This window comes from Halorhabdus amylolytica, assembly GCF_004944975.1.
In the GTDB taxonomy this organism is placed as follows: Archaea; Halobacteriota; Halobacteria; order Halobacteriales; family Haloarculaceae; genus Halorhabdus; species Halorhabdus amylolytica.
The window spans coordinates 213,049-231,858 of sequence record NZ_SPQG01000004.1 but is presented as its reverse complement, the minus strand read 5'-3'; the positions used below and the strand labels follow the sequence as shown (position 1 = coordinate 231,858).

Genomic DNA, 18,810 nt, shown 5'->3' with positions numbered 1-18,810 from the left:
ATGAACGCCGCCGTACTGACGGATGTCGGAGCGATCGAAGTACAAAAGCGGGATCGGCCCGAGCCACGGGCGAAGGAAGTCCTCGTCGAAGTCGGCGCGTGTGGCGTCTGTACGACGGATTACCACATGTACCACGGAACCTTCGCTGTCGACCCGCCGCGCATTCTCGGCCACGAGAGCGCAGGCACAGTCGCCCAGACGGGGGCGGACGTCGGGGGGGTTGCGGTCGGCGATCGGGTCGCGATTAACCCGACGATCCCCTGCAATCACTGTTCGTATTGCAAACGCGGTCAGACCCACCTCTGTGAGAACAACACGTCCCTGGGTGGTGCCGGCGAACGCGTTCTCGACGGTGCCTTCGCCGAGTACGTACGCGTCCCGGCGACGAACATCGAACCGATCGGCGACCTCGATTTCCGGACGGCTGCCTTCGCCGAACCACTCGCCTGTAGTCTCCATGGCGTCGGTCGTGCCGGTGTCGGACAAGGTGACTCGGTTGCGCTGCTCGGCGCGGGACCGATCGGTCTGCTCCTCCTGCAGGTTCTCAGGAACCGCGGAGCGGCCCCGATCGTCGTTTCCGAGCCTGACGACCAGCGACGTCAACTCGCCGCAGATCTCGGCGCTGACGTGACCGTCGACCCGGACGCTGTCGAGGACGTACGCGAGGCGATCACCGACGTCGCCGGACCGGTCGAGGCCGCGATCGAGGCCGTCGGCACTGTCGATCTGATCCAGCAGGCCTTCGACGTGACTGCTTCCGGCGGCACGACCCTGATCTTCGGCGTTCCCGACACAGACGTCACTCTAGAGATCAGTCCCTACGATATCTTCTTCACTGAACGGGACGTCCACGGGAGCTACTCGCTGACTCAGGCCGACTTCGAGCGGGCAGTCACACTCTTGTCCACGGAGCGAATCGACGTGGACCCGCTCGTTACCGCGGAGTTCGACCTGGCGGGACTCACCCAAGCGTTCGATCGAATGGACCGCCGAGAGGGACTGAAGAATCTCGTGCGACCGTAAGACTGTCCCGCTCTCCGCCCGCAACACCTTCGATCATCGCTCGCGGTCCATATCGGCCAGCTGTTCGCGTTCGGCGACGATCGGGCAGTCCGCGACCCGGACCGTCTCGAAGTCGACGAACTCGATGATGTCGGTCCCCTCGTGGGCGCAGGCGATCTCCGGCGGCTCCGAGAAGTGCTCGCAGCGCTCGCAGTAGGTGTGTTTCGACACCTCCGCAAAGCGACGCTGTCCGTGGCGTTCAGTCTCGGGTTCGACCTCACTGCGGGACAGTTCTTCCCACAGATCTGAATCGGGCCGGGCCGCCTCCCCATCCCGGACGCTCCCTCCCGTCAGTCCCTCGAACGGATCGCCCGCCCGCTCGTTGCGACCCATCTCCGAGAAGGGGTCGTCCGCCGGGTCGTCAACGGTCGGTGTCCCCTGGATCCCCGTCTCACTTTCCCCTTTTTCCGGACTCGATTCCGGTCCCGGTTCTGCATCGGAACCGCCGGCCTCGAACGGTTCCGGACTGGTGTCGCTAGGGTCGGCTTCCGGCGGCGTGTCGCGGTCGCCCAACCGCTCGAAGGGATCGGCGTCTCGGTCCTCGACGTCGATCCCGTCGAAGGGGTCCCCTGTCTCCGGTTCCTCGATCACTTCGAAAGCCTCCGCTTTCTCGTCGATCCGGGAATCGTTCTCTCCGTCCGACTCCTCCTCGCGGTTCGGGTCGTCACCGCTCATTGTCGCTCACTCCTGGACACCGAGACGTCCCGATCGGGATCCGTCTCGTCGGTCCCGCTCTCGATTTGAGAGGCGGTAACCAGGGTTGGCTTGCCGAAGAAGCCGCTCGCCGGCTCGACGTTGGTCACCGCCGCCTCGCAGTGCGGGCAGGCGGGCCGAGTCATGAGGGCGAGCTCGACGGCGTCGCCGCAGTTCTCACAGACCGCCCGGCTGACGTCGTGACCGGCGGCGGCGGCCTTGATCCGGTCGAGCGTGTCCGTCCCGCGGCCGGCCTGCTCCTCCCGGAGGTCGCTGACGGCCCAGCCGACCGTCCGCAGTTTGTTCTCGAGATCGGCGAGGCGCTCCTCGCGTTCCGCCAGCGTCTCCGCGTACTCGTCGATGTTTGCTTCGAGTTCCTCGAGCGCCGACTCGGCGGCGAGCGTCTCGATTTCGGCCTCGAGGGCGGCCACGTCGCCGGCCAGCTCGTCCAGACGTTCGTCGATCCCATCCAGTCGATCGAAGGCGTCGTGATGGTGGTCGACGGGTGCTTTGGCGTCCGCCTCCCGTTTGACCTGGATCACCCGCTTTCGGACGTCTCCGAGCTTCTCCTGGAAATTGGCTTCGAGTTTGTCGACGCGTTCGGCGAGTCCGTCAGTCTCCTCGTCGGGTTCGATTTCCGCCGTGACGGCAGCGACGATCTCCTCGCGACGCTCGGCGAGTACTTCCCTGACGACGTGCTCGATCGTCTCTCGATCGACGGCTGCCTCGGCGGGATCTGGGGTGTCGCCATCGGCGGTTCGACGATAGGTTTCCAGTAGCTGTCTGAGGAGTTCGTCGCGGTCGACGTCACGTTCCGCGGCGTGCGTATCGAGCCACTCGCGCAGCTCCGCGGGGAGCGTCACCGTCACGTCCCCCGGATCCGTCGACTCGCTCGCCATCACCGGGATTTCATCGACCGCACAGTTAAGGGTTTGCCACCCGTTCCCATCTTCGATACTGGCGTCCGGAGACGCGTTTCGCGGCGTTCACCGGATCTTGCGCACGTCGGAGATGTCGAAGCCGTCGTCGTCGATCTCGGTCTCGAAGCGGACGATGTTTTCGTCTTCGAGCGCCGAAAGCACGCCGCGGAACTGCTTGACGACGAGCGTCCGGGCGCGCGTGCTGCCGCCGGTCTCCCACTCGAATCGCATCGTCCCGTTGACGGCGTCGACCAGCTGGCCATGTCGCTCCGGCGACAGCGTCTCGTGGTTGACGTGTGCGAGAACGAGGCCGTTCCAGCGATGGGCAGCTTTCTGCAGCCCCTTCAGAATGTACGTCACGTCCGACCAGGAGACCTCTTCTTCGGCCGCGCTGATGAGATCCGAAAGCGAGTCGATGACGACGAGGTTGTCGGCGGCGTGTTCGGACATGAGATCGCCGAACGCCGAGAGCAGTCCCTCCCGGTCGGTCCGTGAACGCAAGTCCTTCACGCTTGGGGTCCGGTCAGCGTACCAGTCCCGTGGGAGGGGACTAACGTGGAAGAAATCCGTCGAGAGGTCCTGGAACGTGATCGCTTTCAGTCCGGCCTCGACGATGTCTTCCTCCAGGGTCTGGGCGAGTTCCCACTCGAACTGGGATTTGTCGGCAGTGAAGGAGACGTAGTGGATCTCCTCGGGGAGCGACGCGTCCGACGCGAGGTCGCCGTAGTAGAGGTCGTGGCGTTCGGGATCGACGGACGCGAGCCCGTTGATTGTCGCGCTGGTGTACATGAACTCTCGCGCCCCTGCGCCGGACTCCCCCGACAGCAGGACGACGGTCCCCCGGGGGGCTCCCCCGTTGACGAGCGAGTCCATCCGCTGGATGCCGAAGGGGATGCGTTCCATACTCCCATCTCACGGCGTGCGTGCTTGTGTGTTGTGCCATCCCGAACCGACGCGAGGGTTGCAGCCATCGGTGACTTCTAACCGTCGGCGGGCTAATCCGGGAACATGAACGCCGAGCAATTCCTCGATCGGATCCGATCGGACAACGACACGGCGCTCTCGCGACTGGGCTCATCGAAGGCGCTGTACGCAGACACGGCGGGGGAGATGGACGACAAGACGGTCCTCTCGGCCGCCGCCGACGCCGAACACCACGCCGCCGTTACCTACGAGCGGTGGGCCGAGGACGAGACCGACGACGCCGTCGCCGGGGCCTTCACCGAGACCGCCGCCGAGGAGCGCGACCACTACGAACGCGTCGCGGGGGAACTTGACGATCACGAACCGGGCGAGGCGGTCCCGGCCATCCAGCAGTACCTTCGCGATCTGGACGGGACTGTCAAACGCCTGGGCGGGTTCGTCGGGCGGACGATCGCCGCCGAGAAGTCAAAGGAACAGTTCACCGGCTACTTCGTCGGCGAGGCCGATCCCCAGACCGCACAGTTGTTCCGCGACGTGGGTGGTGATCTAGACCCGCAACTGGAGCGGGCGGGCGAGTTACTGGAATCCGTCTGTGCGGACGACGAAGACTGGGACCGGGCTGCCGAGGCGGCGACGGGCGCGATCCAGGCCGCTTACGACGCCTACACCGACTCGCTGGAGTCGATGGGTGTCAACCCGAAACCGGTCTGTTGACCGCCCCCCGATTTATCCGCCTTCCCCACTTCACGCACGTATGGCGACGAACGACGGGGACGACGTCTCCTCGGCCGAGGGGATAGCCTACAAGGCGAAGATGGCGCTGGGGTCGATGGCCCGCCAGCGACCCTCGCTGGGTCGGCTGCTGGAAAACCGCAATCAGCGGTTCACCGAGGCCCACGCGATCGTGCCCTCGGATGCCGTCGCCGGCGATCCAGTGGCGTTGACGCTCCAGGTGTGGGACCAGTGTGAGCGCCTGATCGACGACTTCCGGGGAACGTTTCGGGTCGACTCGACCGACGGTGATGCGATCTATCCCGACCACGTCACCTTTCCGGCCCGCAACGGCGGCCTCACGACGATCGACGCGATCGTCTTCGAAACGCCGGGTATCCAGTACCTCACGTTCACTCACGAAGGGACCGGGGAACGCTTCGTCTCCAATCCCGTGCGGGTCACGGAGGACGAACCCGACCGGCGACTGTTCTGGGGTGATCTGCACCTGCACTCGCAGTTCTCGGACGGGTGTGGGACGCCCGAGCAGGGACTGCGCTTCGGTCGGGACGTGATGGACTTAGACGTAGTCGCCTACGCAGATCACGACACGATGGGGTTTTTCATCCCGCCGCGACTCCAGCGCCGCCGGATGGAACGCCGCTATTTCCCCCGGATGAAAGAGATCGTTCGGGAGTTCACCGACGAAGGCGAGTTCCTCCCGCTGCTGGGCTACGAGTGGACCCAGCAACCGACAGTCGGCGGGCACATAAACGTCTACTTCGACTGCGTCGAGGAAGCGGATCTGTTCGACTCGATCAGCCCGGAGAGCGACACTTACGAGAAACTGTTCGCTCGCCTGCGGGAGTTCAACGAACGCGGCGAGGGACGAGCGGTGGCTGCGCCCCATCACAGCGCCGAGTCCTCCTACCCGTTCGACTTCGCGGCGACGGAGTACGACGACGAGGTGGCGCCCCTCGCGGAAGTCTACTCCCAGTGGGGAAACAGCGAACGCCCAGCCTGGGAGGGAAACGACCATCCGATCGAGATGGGTCACGGCGAGGCCGAGCGCCCGGGCCACCACGTCCAGGACGCCCTCGCGTTGGGGAACCGCGTCGGACTGATGGCCTCGGCCGACTATCACGACGCGCGTCCTGGCCACTCGCTGTTGCATGCCGACGCTCACTTGCCATCCCTCTCGGAGTGGCGCGAGAAGGGGATCGGCTGGGGGTTGATCTGGCGCATCTGGAACGAGCCGAGCTATCCCGGCGGGCTCGCGGGCATCCACGCCACCGAACTCTCCCGCGAGACAATCTTCGAGAGCCTGCGGAACCGGCAGGTCTACGGGACGAGCCAGCCACACCGGATCCGGGTCGAGTTCGCCGTGAACGGCACCCGTGTGGCTGATCCCGACAGCACTGTCACCGTCGACTCGCCGACGGCCGAGCGCGAGGTGTCGGTGGCCGTGGCGGGGACCGGTCCCGTCGAACGGCTCACGGTCGTCAAAAACAACGAAGACTGGCGGCGTTTCGAGGGGACTGACGACTCCGACGCGGACCTCGACGCCTACACCGTCGAGGAATCCTGGACGGACGACGAGCCGATCACGGGCATGGCCTTCGACGACGAGCGCGGGATCGACGCCGACACCTACTACGTCCGCCTCGCGCAGGCCGACGGCGGACTCGCCTGGGCCGGGCCGCTGTGGGTCGAGGTGGCGTGACGGGCTGGCGACGTCCTGTCGCAAGCGAACGGGTAAAACTACTCCAGCACGTAGCAGGTCACAACCGTGAGCGACACCGGCGGCCCCCTCTCGCCAGACCGTCCCGACGCCGAGAGCGCGTTCCGCGTTGACGCGCCTTTTGATCCAGCAGGCGATCAGCCCGACGCCATCGAGCAACTCGCCGAGGGCTATCGCTCGGGGATGGACAAACAGACCCTGCTGGGCGTCACTGGCTCGGGCAAAACGAATACCGTCTCGTGGGTCATCGAGGAGATCCAGCAACCTACCCTCGTGATCGCCCACAACAAGACCCTCGCCGCCCAACTGTACGAGGAGTTCCGGGAACTCTTTCCGGACAACGCCGTCGAATATTTTGTCTCCTATTACGACTACTACCAGCCCGAGGCCTACGTCGAACAGACCGACAAGTACATCGAAAAGGACGCCTCGATCAACGACGAGATCGATCGCCTGCGTCACTCCGCGACACGCTCGCTGCTGACCCGCGAGGATGTGATCGTCATCGCCAGCGTCTCGGCCATCTATGGCCTGGGTGATCCCGCGAACTACGTCGACATGTCCCTGCGGCTGGAGGTGGGCCAGGAGATTGACCGTGACGAGTTGCTGGGGCGGCTCGTCGATCTGAACTACGAACGCAACGACGTCGACTTCACACACGGCACGTTCCGCGTGCGGGGCGACACTGTCGAGATCTACCCGATGTACGGCCGCTACGCCCTTCGCGTGGAGTTCTGGGGTGAAGAGATCGACCGAATCTCGAAACTCGACCCACTGGAGGGCGACCTGGTGAGTGAGGAACCTGCCGCCTTGATCCACCCCGCAGAGCACTACTCGATCCCCGGCCAGCAGATCGAGGCGGCAATCGAGGAGATCGAGGAACTGATGGAACAGCGGGTCAGCTATTTCGAGCGCCAGGGCGACCTCGTGGCCGCTCAGCGCATCGAAGAGCGGACGACATTTGACCTCGAAATGCTCGAAGAGACCGGTTACTGCTCGGGTATCGAGAACTACTCCGTGCACCTCTCGGACCGGGAGTCGGGAGAGGCCCCCTACACCCTTCTCGATTACTTCCCCGATGACTTCCTGACGGTCGTCGACGAGTCCCACCAGACGATCCCCCAGATCCGCGGCCAGTACGAGGGCGATAAGTCCCGCAAGGACTCCCTCGTCGAGAACGGCTTCCGGCTCCCGACGGCCTACGACAACCGCCCGCTGACCTTCGAGGAGTTCGAGGCAAAGACGGATCAGACGCTGTACGTCTCGGCGACGCCCGGTGACTACGAACGGGAGGTGAGCGATCAGGTGGTCGAACAGATCGTCCGCCCGACCTACCTGGTCGACCCGGAGATCGAGGTCAGCCCCGCCGAATCGCAGGTCGACGATCTGATGGACAGATTGGACGCCCTGCCCGACGACGAGCGGGCGCTGGTGACGACCCTGACCAAGCGCATGGCCGAGGACCTCACGGAGTATCTCCAGGAGGCGGGCGTCGCCGTCGAGTATATGCACGACGAGACCGACACGCTGGAACGGCACGAACTCGTCCGCGGACTCCGGGCGGGCGAGTTCGACGTCCTGGTGGGGATCAACCTCCTGCGGGAGGGCCTGGACATCCCCGAGGTGAGTCTCGTGGCGATACTGGATGCCGATCAGGAGGGGTTCCTTCGGAGTGAGACGACGCTGGTCCAGACGATGGGACGGGCCGCCCGCAACGTCAACGGTACGGTGGTCCTGTACGCCGACGACCCCAGCGATGCCATGGAGGCGGCCATCGAGGAGACGCGTCGGCGGCGGCGCATTCAGCGGGAATACAACGAGGAACACGGTCACGAACCGACCACCATCGAGAAGGCCATTGGCGAGACGAATCTTCCCGGGAGCAAGACCGACACCGGCGGGTCGGCGACGGCCGATCCCGAGGACGAGGAGGCCGCAGCCCGGTTGATCGAAGACTTACAAGAGCGCATGCAGGAAGCGGCGGACAACCTGGAGTTCGAACTCGCGGCGGACATCCGCGATCGCATCCGGGAGTTGCGCGAGGAGTACGACCTGGGCGGCCCCGACGGGCCGGGCGGGGACGGCGTTCCTGCGCCCGGCCCCGAGGAGTTCTGAGAGCGTTTCGGACCCCACGTCGGTCGTCAATCACACACAGCGCCGAGGTGGGGGAAAATAATTGCTGCAAGCAGGCTTATCCGTCCGCGGGCCGGACTGTTCACATGGTATTCAAGAAGGTCCTTCTCCGTGGAGCGTCCACTGACAGCTTCGACAGCGCGGCTGATAATGCGATCGATCGCGCAGAGGAAACCCTCGAGAACGTGAAGTGGGCGGAAGTCACCGAGCAGGGCGTCGAACTCGCCGGCGATCGACGGGAATACCAGGTCGAACTGGAGGTCGCTTTCGAACTCGACTCGACAGAGTAGCTCCCACTCGACCGTCCGCTGTCGCGTTCACGCTTCGAGAGCGAACCCGCGATTATCGGGCGCGACGGCACTCACTTCCCCGTCGACACCGACCTCGGAGAGGGCGTCCTCGGCTGCCTCACACACCCGATCAGTCGAATCTGTGCCCGTGATCGCGTAGATCGTCGGTCCCCAGGAGGACTGTCCGACGCCGTCGACGCCGGAGACCTTAGAGAGTCGCTCGATCAGTTGGCCGGCGGGCGGGCGATAGACGCCGCCCTGTTCGTCGGCGTACCACGCGCCGTTGAGTCGGCCGAGTCTGGTGATCGCCGCGCCGAAGGCCGACCGGTCGCCGGTCGCGATCGCCGGCAGGAGTCGTTGGGTCACAAGCGGTGCGATCTCGTCGGCGATCCCCGGGTCAGCCCGCTCGACGATCGAGCGCATGCTCGCGTCTTCGTCGCTCCCGCTTTGGCCCGCATCGACCGTCGGCATGACGAGAACGAATCGCCACGAGTCCGGGATAGCGTGGCGGGCGACGACTGGTGGCGTCGTCCAGGTCCCCCTCTCCGGTGGACTGTGGGTGAACCGTTCGACCGGGTGGCCGCCGTCGACGACGAAACCCCCTTCCAGAAAGGTCGCGATACCGACGCCGCTGCGACCGCCACGGCCGAGGTCGGGGGCCAGTTCACGTCCGTCCACTGCCCGGTCGTAGGCGTCGGCGATCCCCACGAGCGAGGCCAGCGCGAGGCGGGTTCCGCTGCCGAGTCCAGCGTGGCGCTCGAACCGTCGTTCGACGGTGATCTCGGCACCCGGGAGATCGAGTACGTCGATCGCCCGGCGAGCGTACGGTTCGACTGTCTCGTGGGGACAGACGAGTTCGTCGGCTTGCTCGACAGCGAGAACGACCCGGGGATTCTCGATTGCCCACCCGATTCCGCCATAGAGGCGATCCCGAGCCAGCGAAAGGTTCTGGAAGCCGGCGTGGAGCCGCGCCCCGATTGAGACCCGCGTCATTGCGTGTCGATTGTGCGAGGAGTGTCTTGAAGGCTCGTGTCCCGATCGGTCAATGAACGGCAGGGACGGATATATGTCGGATCGCGACGGAGATGGACGTAGCGATGACCCTCGCCCAGATCGTCGAGGCGATACACGACCACGAGAAGGAGCTGACGCTGTTCAACTGCGCTCTCGACGATCCGATCGCTGCCGACCTCGCGACGTTTTTCGGCACGCAGAACGTCCGCATCCGGACTGTATCGACGTCCTCGGGCCGCCCGGCCGACGTCGCCGTCCTCAGCGATCGGGACCGCGTCCGCTCGATCGTCGCCGTCCCGACGCTCAGGGAACTTCTTGAGGGCGTCCCGCCGGGGGCGGACGCCGTCGGTATCGCGGACGGGGAGTACGAACCGATTCTCGAACCCCTCAAGGAGACGACGTTCACGTCCTACGACACCGAACAGATGCTCTATACTTCCCGCGAGATCGAGGATCGCGCGCGTCGTGTTCGCGGCGGGACGATTCACGCTGGTTTCCAGCGACTCTCGCTGTTTGCCGAGCAACGGGCTATCTACGCGGACCTCGCGATGCGTGGCGTCGAAGTACACGCCTACGGGGTGCCGGACACGCCCCCGCCTGATATCGACGGCGGGACGGTCCACCCGGTCGAGAACGACGAGATCGCCGAGACGTGGTTCGTCGTCTTCGACGGCGGCGGCGAAGAGCTCCAGAAGAGCGCCCTTCTCGCGGAGGAACGCGACGAGGGGTCCTTCTACGGGGCCTGGACGTACGACGCGGCCATCGTCGACAGCATTCTCGATCACCTCGAAGGGACGTACCTCGCGGCCGATCGGACTCCCCAGCGGTCCGGAACGTGACATCCTCCCCGTCTTGAAGGGCGAGTCTTTCTCCTTGACTCTCCGTAACCCCTCCTCCTGACAGCACTCCCCGGAATCGATCCAGAGTGACGCACACGCTCGCTCCGGCGTATTTGAGCCATCGAATGACGGTCTTCTGGATCGTCTCTCCCGATTGTTGTGAGCGTGTCAGCGAAAGCATCACGTAGGAAACAGCAGGGCGCGGAGGATGTCACTCTAACATCGGATTTTTACTACTGGCTGTACAGCCCTCGCGTATGGACGAACTACTCGACGTGTTCGAACTCGATCTGGGCGAACTCGTAGAGGGGGGCCTCCAGTTGCTTGTCGCGGGCCTGTTGCTCGTGGCCGGCGTCGTGCTGATGGTGGCCGAACTGCTTGTCAACGGGACGTTCATCTGGGGGGTCGCGCTGTTCGTCCTCGGTATCGTTGCCGGGCTGTTCGCCATCGTGAGCTTCCTCGACATCTTCTTCTAAGCTATAGCAGTCGTCATCCGACCTGTACGCGCCGCTACGCCGCTTGATCCAGCCTGTAGATGTTCAACCTATGGGCCATGACACGCTCTTGTTGGCTCAGTTCTCGTCTGGATGCCCGTGGAGTCAACAACCCGAGGCTCTCCTTCCGATCACGAATCGGAGACAATCGGCCCCACCGGGTCCTTTTTACTCGCCGCGAGGTTCTATAGAGCCATGTCAGACGATGGCAGGTTCTCCCGCGAGAAGGACGCGGACCTTCCGAGCACAGACGTCACGGAGGGACCCGACAAGGCCCCCCATCGGGCGATGTTCCGCGCGATGGGCTACGACGACGCCGATTTCGACTCCCCGCTCGTGGGAATCGCCAACCCCGCAGCCGACATCACCCCCTGTAACGTCCATTTAGACGACGTGGCCGAGACAGCCTGGGACGCCACCGACGAGGGCGGCGGCATGCCCGTCGAGTTCGGCACGATCACCATCTCCGACGCCATCTCCATGGGCACCGAAGGGATGAAAGCCTCGCTCATCTCCAGGGAGGTCATCGCCGACTCGGTCGAGCTGGTGGCCTTCGGCGAGCGCGTCGACGGTCTCGTGACGATCGGCGGCTGCGACAAGAACATGCCCGGGATGATGATGGCGATGATCCGGACGGACCTGCCCAGCGTCTTCCTCTACGGTGGGTCGATCATGCCCGGCGAACACGACGGCCGGGACGTCACCATCGTCCAGGTCTTCGAGGGCGTTGGCGCCTACGCCACCGGCGACATGGACGACGAGGAACTCGACGACCTCGAACGCAACGCCTGTCCCGGTGCGGGGGCCTGCGGCGGGATGTTCACCGCCAACACGATGGCCTCCATCTCGGAGGTTATCGGCCTCGCACCGCTCGGCAGTGCCTCCCCGCCCGCCGAGGAGGAGAGCCGGTACGACGTCGCCCGCGAGACCGGCGAGTTGGTCGTCGAGGTCATCGAGGAGCGTCGTCGACCCTCCGAGATCCTCACGCGGGAGTCCTTCGAGAACGCCATCGCGCTGCAGACCGCCATCGGCGGATCGACCAACGCCGTTCTGCACCTGTTGGCGATGGCCGCCGAGGCCGGCGTCGATCTCTCGATCGAGGATTTCGACGAGATCAGCCGGCGGACACCCAAAATTGCCGACCTCCAGCCTGGCGGCGAGAAGGTAATGAACGATCTTCACGAGATCGGCGGCGTGCCGGTCGTCCTCCGCCGCCTGCTGGAGGCCGACCTCCTGCACGGCGACGCGATGACGATCACCGGCCGGACGCTGGCCGAGGAGATCGAATACCTAGAGGAGCAGGGTCGCCTCCCGCCAGAGAACGAGATCGATGCGGACTTCCTCTATACCATCGACGAACCGAAGGAACCCGAGGGTGCGATCAAGATCCTCACGGGTAACCTCGCGCCGGATGGCGCGGTCCTGAAGGCCACGGGCAACGACGAGTTCCACCACCAGGGCCCGGCCCGGATCTTCGAGAACGAGGAGGACGCCATGGAGTACGTCCAGGAGGACCACATCGAGTCGGGCGACGTGATCGTGATTCGGGGTGAAGGGCCCAAAGGTGGCCCCGGCATGCGCGAGATGCTCGGCGTTACCGCCGCCGTCGTCGGTCAGGGCCACGAGGACGATGTCGCGCTCCTCACTGACGGCCGGTTCTCCGGCGGGACCCGTGGGCCCATGATCGGACACGTCGCCCCCGAGAGCTTCGTCGGCGGGCCGATCGGCGCGCTCGAAGACGGCGACACCGTGACTGTCGACATCCCCGAGCGGACGCTGGAGGTCGACCTCAGCGACGACGAGATCGAACAACGTCTCGACGATCGTGACGATCCCGAACCGACCTACGAGTCGGGCGTGCTGGCGAAGTACCACCGAGACTTCGACTCGGCGGCCAACGGCGCGGTGAGCAATCCCGGCGTCAAGCGGGAGTGATCACTCGAACAGCCCGCCCATCACGGCGCGTTCGGCCTTCCGGAGGTGGTCCGAGACGGTACTGGCCGCACACTCCAGTCGCGCGGCGACGTCATTGACCGACGCTTCCCGTGGAACGTCGTAATACCCCATCTCGACAGCCGTTCGCAAGACCTCCCGCTGGCGATCCGTGAGATCGAGTGCCCCGCCGGAAGGTCCGCGATACTCGCCGATCGACTCGACGGTGACGTCGATCGCCTCGGGAATCTCCGCAACCACCGATTCCAGGGCCTCCGGGCGTCCCACGATCCGGAGTCGCGTGGTGCCGTCGGCGTGGTAGACGATCGGTGGGACGATCACGACGTGTTTGCCGTCGAAGGAATCCCGTAGTTGACGGTCCATCTCGCGGGTTTCGTGTTCGACGTAGGCGTAAAAGGAGTCGTCGTCGATCGGGGTGAGATCGTGCTCGGTGACGAACTGTGCGGCCTCGATCGCCTCCCGGTAGGGCTCGATCGGCCCGACGACACGGAACAGCAGGACGTCCAGCGCCTCGCGAGAGAAGTTCCAGATCAGCAACTCCGCCCGCTCGAAGCCGGCTGTCTCCGCGATGAAGGTATGCATCGGGTTCCGCCACTCGGCCGGTTCCCGCATGGTCGCCGCGAGAGATTTCACGTCCGGTCGTTACTACCTGCACTTCAAGGCACTAGTGAATTCGGCAAAACCAGCTTTCCCCAGTCGTTCCTCCCTCGGAGTATGGGCGCCGTCCAGCAGACTGGCCGCGAGCGATCGGGTGACTGGGAGACAGTTGTCGAAGATCTGGACGCGGTCATCGATCGTGAAACCCACGGGAACGCGCCCGGGATCGTGGTCCGGGCCGACGCCGTGGCTGCCGTCCTCGAAGCGCTTCGGGATCGTGCCGGTTTCGATCATTGCGCCTGCGTCACGGCCCAGGAGTACGCCGATCGCTTCGAGACGATCTACCACCTCCGGAGTTACGACGATCCGACCCTGGAGCTGAGCGTCGTCGTTCCGACGAGCAGAGACGAACCGGTCAGCCAGTCCGCGGCGTCGGTGTACGACACGGCCGACTGGCACGAGCGGGAGGCCTACGACTTACTGGGGATCGGGTACGAGGATCACCCGGATCTGCGGCGGATTCTCCTTCCCGAAACCTGGCAGGGTCATCCGCTCCGGGCGGAGTACGACCAGTCCCAACCACAGATCGTCACCTACCGGGAGAACGTCAATCCGCTCGAAGACGACCACGAGCGGGCCAATGACACGATGCTGCTCAATATCGGACCCCACCACCCCGCCACCCACGGCGTCCTGCACGTCCAGTTGACCCTGGACGGCGAGCAGGTCGTCGACGCCGAACCGGACATCGGCTACATCCACCGGTGTGAGGAACAGCTGTGCCAGGAAGGCACCTACCGCCACCAGATCATGCCCTACCCCGATCGCTGGGACTGGGGCGGTGGCGGACTGCTCAACGAGTGGGCCTACGCCCGTGCCGCCGAGGACTTAGCGGACATCGACGTGCCCGAGTACGCTCAGGTCGTCCGGACGATGAGCGCCGAACTCTCACGGATACTCAGTCACTTTCTCGCCGTCGGTGCCTATGCCCTGGACGTGGTCGGGGACTTCACCGCGACGTTCATGTATGCGATCCAGGATCGCGAACGCGTCCAGAGCCTGCTCGAAGACCTGACCGGCCAGCGGCTCATGTTCAACTACTTCCGGCTCGGCGGTGTCGCCTGGGACCTGCCCGAACCCCGCGCGGAGTTCCTCGACGAGATCCGCGCGTTTCTGGATTTCCTGCCCGATCGACTGGCCGAGTACCACGATCTGCTCAGTGCCAACGAGATCATCCAGTTGCGGACGCTCGACACTGGCCACCTCGACCCCGAGGTCGCGAAGTCCTACGGCGTGACCGGCCCCGTCGCCCGCGGATCCGGGATCGACTACGACCTCCGGCGGGACGACCCCTATGGCTACTACGACGAACTCGACTGGGACGTGATCACCGAGGACGGCTGTGACAACTACGCCCGAGTACTCGTCCGGATGCGCGAGATCGAGCAGTCGGCGGCGATCGTCGAGCAGTGCGTCGATGTGCTGGCCGAGTGGCCCGAAGACGACCGCCAGATCCAGTCGAACGTCCCGCGCACCCTCCGGCCCGAACCCGACGCCGAGGTGTATCGGGCCGTCGAGGCGGCCAAGGGCGAACTCGGGATCTATATTCGCAGTGACGGCACCGACAAACCGGCGCGGTTCAAGATCCGCGGCCCATCGTTCTCGAACCTCCAGGCCCTTCCCGAGATGGCCAACGGCGAGTACGTCGCCGATTTCATCGCCACGCTCGGCAGTCTCGATACGATCATGGGTGAAGTCGATCGGTGAGTTGCGGCCTCAATCGGTACTGTCCCGGGCAGTGGCCACCGCGACCTGTCCATAGGCGATCCCACCGTCGCCCGGTGGAACCTGATCGTGACTCAGGAAATCCAGCCCCACCACCTCGACCCGTTCGCTGATCGTCCGGATGATCGCGTCGTTGTACGCCACGCCGCCAGTGAACCCCACGGTGTCGACCCCCCGGTCCTCGGCGACTTCGACGGCCACGTCGGCCAGTCCGTGCGCCAGCGTCCACTGGGCGGTCGCGGCCACGTCTGCGGTCGAGTGTTCGTCGGAAAGCGAATCGAGGTCTCGGACGAGTTGTCGGGAGTCGAGCACACGCGTCCCGTTCCGGCTGTCGTACGGGATCTCGTAGTCGAGAACGTCGCCACCGACCGCCACACTTTCGAGTTTCATCGCCGGTTCGCCCTCGTAGGAGCGCTCGGTGCATACGTCCAGCAGGGCACTCACAGCGTCGAGCAACCGACCGCTGCTGGTCGTCACGGGGGTGTTGACGCTCTGCTTGACCTGTCGGCGGACAGTCGCTGCTTCGTCCGCAGTCTCGACCGCACCGCCTTCGACCAGCAACTCGTCGATCCGCTCAGTGTCGTCGAGCAGACTCGCGAGGATTCGGGCGGGCGTTTCGATCGCGGCTGTCCCACCTGGCAGTGCAAACGTCGAGAGCCCGCCGACGCGCTCGAAGTCGGCGAGCGTCGTGTCCAGCACTTCTCCGCCCCAGATCGACCCATCCGGTCCGTACCCTGTCCCGTCGGCAGCGATCACGATCGCTCGCTTGCGCCCGTGTTCGGCCAGCAAGCTGGCTGCGTGGGCGTGGTGGTGCTGTACCTGCATGGGTCCTGCCATACCTTCCTCGCTGGCGTACTTCCGGGCTTCACTGGTCGTCAGGAAGTCGGGGTGGGCGTCACAGGCCACCACGTCGGGATCGGTGCCGAGCAGATCCCGGAGATGGGAAACGGTCTCCCGAAGATACCCGATCGTCTCGGGATCGTCAACGTCGCCGATATACTGGGAGGGAACGATCTCGCCAGCTTGTGTAAGCGCCACAGTCGCATCGAACTCAGCTCCGAGGGCAAGCACGTCGAGGTCGGTATCCACGGGCAGTGGCAGCGACTCGGGCACCCATCCCCGCGATCGACGGACGAAGCGTCGCTGTCCCCCGGAGAAGCGGGCGACGCTGTCGTCACACCGCATCACGATCTCCCGGTCGTGGACGAGGGTGGCGTCGATCACCCCGTCGAGGTCGACGAGGATCGACTCGCGGTCGGTCGCCATCGGCACGCCGGGCATGTTGGCGCTGGTCATCACCAGTGGCCCGTCGACGTGATCGAAGAAGAGGTGATGCAATCCGGAGTACGGTAGCATGACACCGACGGTATGCAACCCCGGTGAGACGGCGGCGAGCCATTCCGGCCGGTCGTCGCTCCGGCCGTCGAGCAAGAGGATCGGCCGACGGGTGTCTTCGAGTGCGTCGCGTTCGTCGGCCGAAACCTGGGCGAACGACTCGACCGTCTCCAGGTCGGGGGCCATCACCGCGAACGGTTTCTCCGGGCGACCCGTCCGCTCGCGGAGCCTCTCGACAACTTCCGGATCAGTCGCGTCGCAAGCGAGGTGTGTCCCGCCGATCCCTTTGATCGCCACGAGATCGCCACCGGCGAGTCGTTCGCCCGCCCGTCGGATCGCGTCGTCACCACCGGCGAGTTCGTTCCCGTCGCCATCGAGCAGCGAGAGCGTCGGGCCACACGCCGGACAGGCGATCGTCTGGGCGTGATACCGGCGATCGGTTGGATTTTCGTAGTCCTCCAGGCAGTCGTCGCACATCGGAAAGGCGTCCATCGACGTGGTGGGGCGATCGTAGGGCAACTCCCGAATGACCGTGTACCGTGGGCCACAGTCGACGCAGGCGCTCGCCCAGTACTCGTAGAACCGGGAGTCGGGGTCCCGCAAGTCTTCGAGACAGGCGTCACACATTGCCGTGTCGGGCGGGATCGTCCCCGAACCGCCCGTCGAATCGGTCGAAGCGACGATATCGAAAGTCGAGAGTCCCTCGGGGTCACTGTCCGTGACCGTTACGTTCTCGACGCGAGCGAGCGGTGGCGGGTCCGTCCGGAGTGTCGAGAGGAACGACTCGATCCCTGCCTCCGAGCCCTCCAGGACGATCTCGACCCGACCGTCGCCGGTGTTGTTCACTCGCCCGGCGAGCTCCTCCTCGGTCGCCGTCCGATAGACGAACGGTCGAAATCCCACCCCCTGGACGACGCCCGTTACCGAGACGATCGCACGATTCCGTTCGCTCATCACGTCGAACGCGGCCGCCCGCGATGTTGAATCTGCCGACGTCCGTTCCGTCCTCCGCTGTGAACTGCGATGTGGCTTCCGGGGACGGAGTTCAATACGTTTAACTCCGCGAGTGGATAAAGTCAGATAACGTGGATGAAAAAGATAATCGCAAATATTGGCTGATAGCGATCTTCCTGTTCGTGGGCCTTACCGGTGCAATGATCCAGGTCCGTGGGGCGCTCGTCCCGACTTTCGAGACGTTCTTCGAGGTCAACAAGAGCCAGCTGGGGTTGATTACCCCGGTCGGGACTGTCGGCTATCTGGTGGCGATCCTGGCACTTGGTTCAGCGAGCGGTCGGGTGGACGTGCGGCGTTTTCTCCTGCTCGGCGTGGCGCTGACTGGGCTGTCGCTTTTAGTGCTCGGGGCAGCTCCGAGCTTCCTCGTGCTTCTCGGTCTCGTCGGGATACGGAGCCTCTCGACGGGTATCTTTCGGGCGCTAGATCGCCCCACGCTGAGTCATCTCTATCCGGAGTCCCGGGCTCGGATCTTCAACCTCGAGGAGATGACGTGGGCGGTCGGCGCGACGTCTGGGCCGATCCTGGTGACGGCGATTCTGAGTCAGTACTCCTGGCGGGCGACCTATCTGGTTCTCGCGGCGCTGACCGTGCCGGTGTTCGTCCTTCTGTGGCGCCTGGACACACCGACGGGGACCACGAACGAACGATCGTTTGACCGCAGCGATCTCCGTCCGCTGTTGTCAGAGCCGGCCGTTTACGGGATGATCGCGGCACTGATCTTCGTCGGCGGTATCGAGAGTATCTACTTCACCTGGCTGCCGAGCTACGCCCAGGCGACGTTTTCCGGGTGGATCACCGGGATCGTCCTCTCGATCTACCTGGCGGCGTACGTCCCCGGTCGGCTGGTGTTCAGCCGTCTCAGCGACCGGTACAGCTTCACGCGGCTCCTCCTCGCGACGAGTGTCCTCCTGACCGCACTGACCTACATCGCCTTCATGGGTGCGAACGGGTACCTGTTGCTCGGCTCGATCTTCGGTGTCGGCCTCCTGGTCTCCGGGATGTTCCCGACGTTGATCTCGATGGGGATCGAATCCATGCCGTCATTCTCGGGACCGGTCAACGTCGTCGCCAACGTCGCCGCCCAGGTCGGGTTTTCCACCGCACCGGTGATCGTTGGTGTCCTCGCCGATGCGACGTCGATCGAGACCGCGATCCTCGTACAGATCGGACTGGCGGGTCTGCTTGCACTCGTCATGATCGTCCTCGAACTCGGACCCACGGGAACTGCCTCGGCTGTCACATGATCGACACCCACAGCATGGAACCGTACAATTCACTCGGGGAGAAGCTACCGTCAAACCGTAT

The 18,810-nt window shown here is 64.8% G+C and carries 16 protein-coding genes; 10 read left to right on the top strand and 6 right to left on the bottom strand.

Features of this window, described 5'->3' with window-relative positions; genetic code table 11:
• On the top strand, positions 1 to 1,023 hold the full coding sequence (locus E3374_RS07995; RefSeq protein WP_136688604.1) for an alcohol dehydrogenase catalytic domain-containing protein: 1,023 nt from the start codon (positions 1 to 3) through the stop codon (positions 1,021 to 1,023).
• Positions 1,024 to 1,056: 33 nt separating this feature from the next.
• Here E3374_RS07995 and E3374_RS07990 read toward each other — a convergent pair whose 3' ends face one another.
• The 3 genes from E3374_RS07990 to E3374_RS07980 form a co-directional block, all read right to left on the bottom strand.
• Positions 1,057 to 1,737 carry a hypothetical protein gene (locus E3374_RS07990; protein WP_136688550.1) on the bottom strand — a complete coding sequence of 227 codons (681 nt, stop codon included), beginning with the start codon at positions 1,735 to 1,737 and terminating at the stop codon, positions 1,057 to 1,059.
• Positions 1,734 to 2,654 (bottom strand): Asp23/Gls24 family envelope stress response protein, encoded by a 921-nt coding sequence (locus E3374_RS07985; protein ID WP_136688549.1) that lies wholly within the window; start codon positions 2,652 to 2,654, stop codon positions 1,734 to 1,736. Before E3374_RS07985 ends, E3374_RS07990 begins: the two co-directional genes overlap by 4 nt.
• An 87-nt stretch (positions 2,655 to 2,741) precedes the next feature.
• Entirely contained in the window at positions 2,742 to 3,578 is an 837-nt protein-coding gene (locus E3374_RS07980) for an RAD55 family ATPase (RefSeq protein ID WP_136688548.1), read from the bottom strand.
• A 105-nt stretch (positions 3,579 to 3,683) separates the two neighbouring features.
• Here E3374_RS07980 and E3374_RS07975 point away from each other — a divergent pair, with 105 nt between their 5' ends.
• From E3374_RS07975 to E3374_RS07960, 4 genes are all read left to right on the top strand, one after another.
• The gene (locus tag E3374_RS07975; RefSeq protein ID WP_136688547.1) at positions 3,684 to 4,313 is read left to right on the top strand and encodes a rubrerythrin family protein; all 630 of its coding nucleotides are present in this window, start codon (positions 3,684 to 3,686) and stop codon (positions 4,311 to 4,313) included.
• A 40-nt stretch (positions 4,314 to 4,353) separates the two neighbouring features.
• Positions 4,354 to 6,033 (top strand): DUF3604 domain-containing protein, encoded by a 1,680-nt coding sequence (locus E3374_RS07970; RefSeq protein ID WP_136688546.1) that lies wholly within the window; start codon positions 4,354 to 4,356, stop codon positions 6,031 to 6,033.
• A 66-nt stretch (positions 6,034 to 6,099) separates the two neighbouring features.
• Positions 6,100 to 8,166: an excinuclease ABC subunit UvrB gene (uvrB, locus tag E3374_RS07965; protein WP_136688545.1), complete on the top strand. Its 2,067-nt coding sequence runs from the start codon at positions 6,100 to 6,102 to the stop codon at positions 8,164 to 8,166.
• Positions 8,167 to 8,270: 104 nt separating this feature from the next.
• On the top strand, positions 8,271 to 8,474 hold the full coding sequence (locus E3374_RS07960; protein ID WP_136688544.1) for a dodecin: 204 nt from the start codon (positions 8,271 to 8,273) through the stop codon (positions 8,472 to 8,474).
• Between the two features lie 27 nt (positions 8,475 to 8,501).
• Here the strand turns inward: E3374_RS07960 and E3374_RS07955 are convergent, their stop codons facing one another.
• Positions 8,502 to 9,467, bottom strand: coding sequence for a beta-ribofuranosylaminobenzene 5'-phosphate synthase family protein (locus tag E3374_RS07955; RefSeq protein WP_136688543.1), 966 nt, complete (start codon positions 9,465 to 9,467; stop codon positions 8,502 to 8,504).
• A 104-nt stretch (positions 9,468 to 9,571) separates the two neighbouring features.
• Between E3374_RS07955 and E3374_RS07950 the strand changes: the two genes are divergently transcribed.
• From E3374_RS07950 to ilvD, 3 genes are all read left to right on the top strand, one after another.
• Complete coding sequence (locus E3374_RS07950) at positions 9,572 to 10,327, top strand: DICT sensory domain-containing protein (protein WP_136688542.1); 756 nt, start codon at positions 9,572 to 9,574, stop codon at positions 10,325 to 10,327.
• A gap of 257 nt (positions 10,328 to 10,584) precedes the next feature.
• A complete protein-coding gene (locus E3374_RS07945) occupies positions 10,585 to 10,803 on the top strand; it encodes a hypothetical protein (RefSeq protein ID WP_136688541.1) in 219 nt (72 codons plus the stop codon).
• A gap of 213 nt (positions 10,804 to 11,016) precedes the next feature.
• The gene (ilvD, locus tag E3374_RS07940; RefSeq protein ID WP_136688540.1) at positions 11,017 to 12,756 is read left to right on the top strand and encodes a dihydroxy-acid dehydratase; all 1,740 of its coding nucleotides are present in this window, start codon (positions 11,017 to 11,019) and stop codon (positions 12,754 to 12,756) included.
• Here the strand turns inward: ilvD and E3374_RS07935 are convergent, their stop codons facing one another.
• Positions 12,757 to 13,407 carry a helix-turn-helix domain-containing protein gene (locus E3374_RS07935; protein WP_136688539.1) on the bottom strand — a complete coding sequence of 217 codons (651 nt, stop codon included), beginning with the start codon at positions 13,405 to 13,407 and terminating at the stop codon, positions 12,757 to 12,759. It lies immediately after the preceding gene.
• Positions 13,408 to 13,488: 81 nt separating this feature from the next.
• Here E3374_RS07935 and E3374_RS07930 point away from each other — a divergent pair, with 81 nt between their 5' ends.
• Positions 13,489 to 15,138, top strand: coding sequence for an NADH-quinone oxidoreductase subunit D (locus E3374_RS07930; protein WP_136688538.1), 1,650 nt, complete (start codon positions 13,489 to 13,491; stop codon positions 15,136 to 15,138).
• A 9-nt stretch (positions 15,139 to 15,147) separates the two neighbouring features.
• Here E3374_RS07930 and hypF read toward each other — a convergent pair whose 3' ends face one another.
• Positions 15,148 to 17,445 carry a carbamoyltransferase HypF gene (gene hypF, locus E3374_RS07925; RefSeq protein WP_136688537.1) on the bottom strand — a complete coding sequence of 766 codons (2,298 nt, stop codon included), beginning with the start codon at positions 17,443 to 17,445 and terminating at the stop codon, positions 15,148 to 15,150.
• Positions 17,446 to 17,576: 131 nt separating this feature from the next.
• Here hypF and E3374_RS07920 point away from each other — a divergent pair, with 131 nt between their 5' ends.
• Positions 17,577 to 18,749 carry an MFS transporter gene (locus E3374_RS07920; protein ID WP_248299417.1) on the top strand — a complete coding sequence of 391 codons (1,173 nt, stop codon included), beginning with the start codon at positions 17,577 to 17,579 and terminating at the stop codon, positions 18,747 to 18,749.
• Positions 18,750 to 18,810 lie beyond the last annotated feature (61 nt).

Excerpts from the sequence above, each read along its gene's own strand:
- E3374_RS07955 (WP_136688543.1), bottom strand. The coding sequence starts at position 9,467 with ATGACGCGGGTCTCAATCGGGGCGCGGCTCCACGCCGGCTTCCAGAAC.
- E3374_RS07990 (WP_136688550.1), bottom strand. The coding sequence starts at position 1,737 with ATGAGCGGTGACGACCCGAACCGCGAGGAGGAGTCGGACGGAGAGAAC.
- E3374_RS07980 (WP_136688548.1), bottom strand. The coding sequence starts at position 3,578 with ATGGAACGCATCCCCTTCGGCATCCAGCGGATGGACTCGCTCGTCAAC.
- E3374_RS07960 (WP_136688544.1), top strand. The coding sequence starts at position 8,271 with ATGGTATTCAAGAAGGTCCTTCTCCGTGGAGCGTCCACTGACAGCTTC.
- E3374_RS07985 (WP_136688549.1), bottom strand. The coding sequence starts at position 2,654 with ATGGCGAGCGAGTCGACGGATCCGGGGGACGTGACGGTGACGCTCCCC.
- hypF (WP_136688537.1), bottom strand. The coding sequence starts at position 17,445 with ATGAGCGAACGGAATCGTGCGATCGTCTCGGTAACGGGCGTCGTCCAG.
- ilvD (WP_136688540.1), top strand. The coding sequence starts at position 11,017 with ATGTCAGACGATGGCAGGTTCTCCCGCGAGAAGGACGCGGACCTTCCG.
- E3374_RS07930 (WP_136688538.1), top strand. The coding sequence starts at position 13,489 with ATGGGCGCCGTCCAGCAGACTGGCCGCGAGCGATCGGGTGACTGGGAG.
- E3374_RS07970 (WP_136688546.1), top strand. The coding sequence starts at position 4,354 with ATGGCGACGAACGACGGGGACGACGTCTCCTCGGCCGAGGGGATAGCC.
- E3374_RS07945 (WP_136688541.1), top strand. The coding sequence starts at position 10,585 with ATGGACGAACTACTCGACGTGTTCGAACTCGATCTGGGCGAACTCGTA.
- E3374_RS07975 (WP_136688547.1), top strand. The coding sequence starts at position 3,684 with ATGAACGCCGAGCAATTCCTCGATCGGATCCGATCGGACAACGACACG.
- E3374_RS07995 (WP_136688604.1), top strand. The coding sequence starts at position 1 with ATGAACGCCGCCGTACTGACGGATGTCGGAGCGATCGAAGTACAAAAG.
- E3374_RS07950 (WP_136688542.1), top strand. The coding sequence starts at position 9,572 with ATGACCCTCGCCCAGATCGTCGAGGCGATACACGACCACGAGAAGGAG.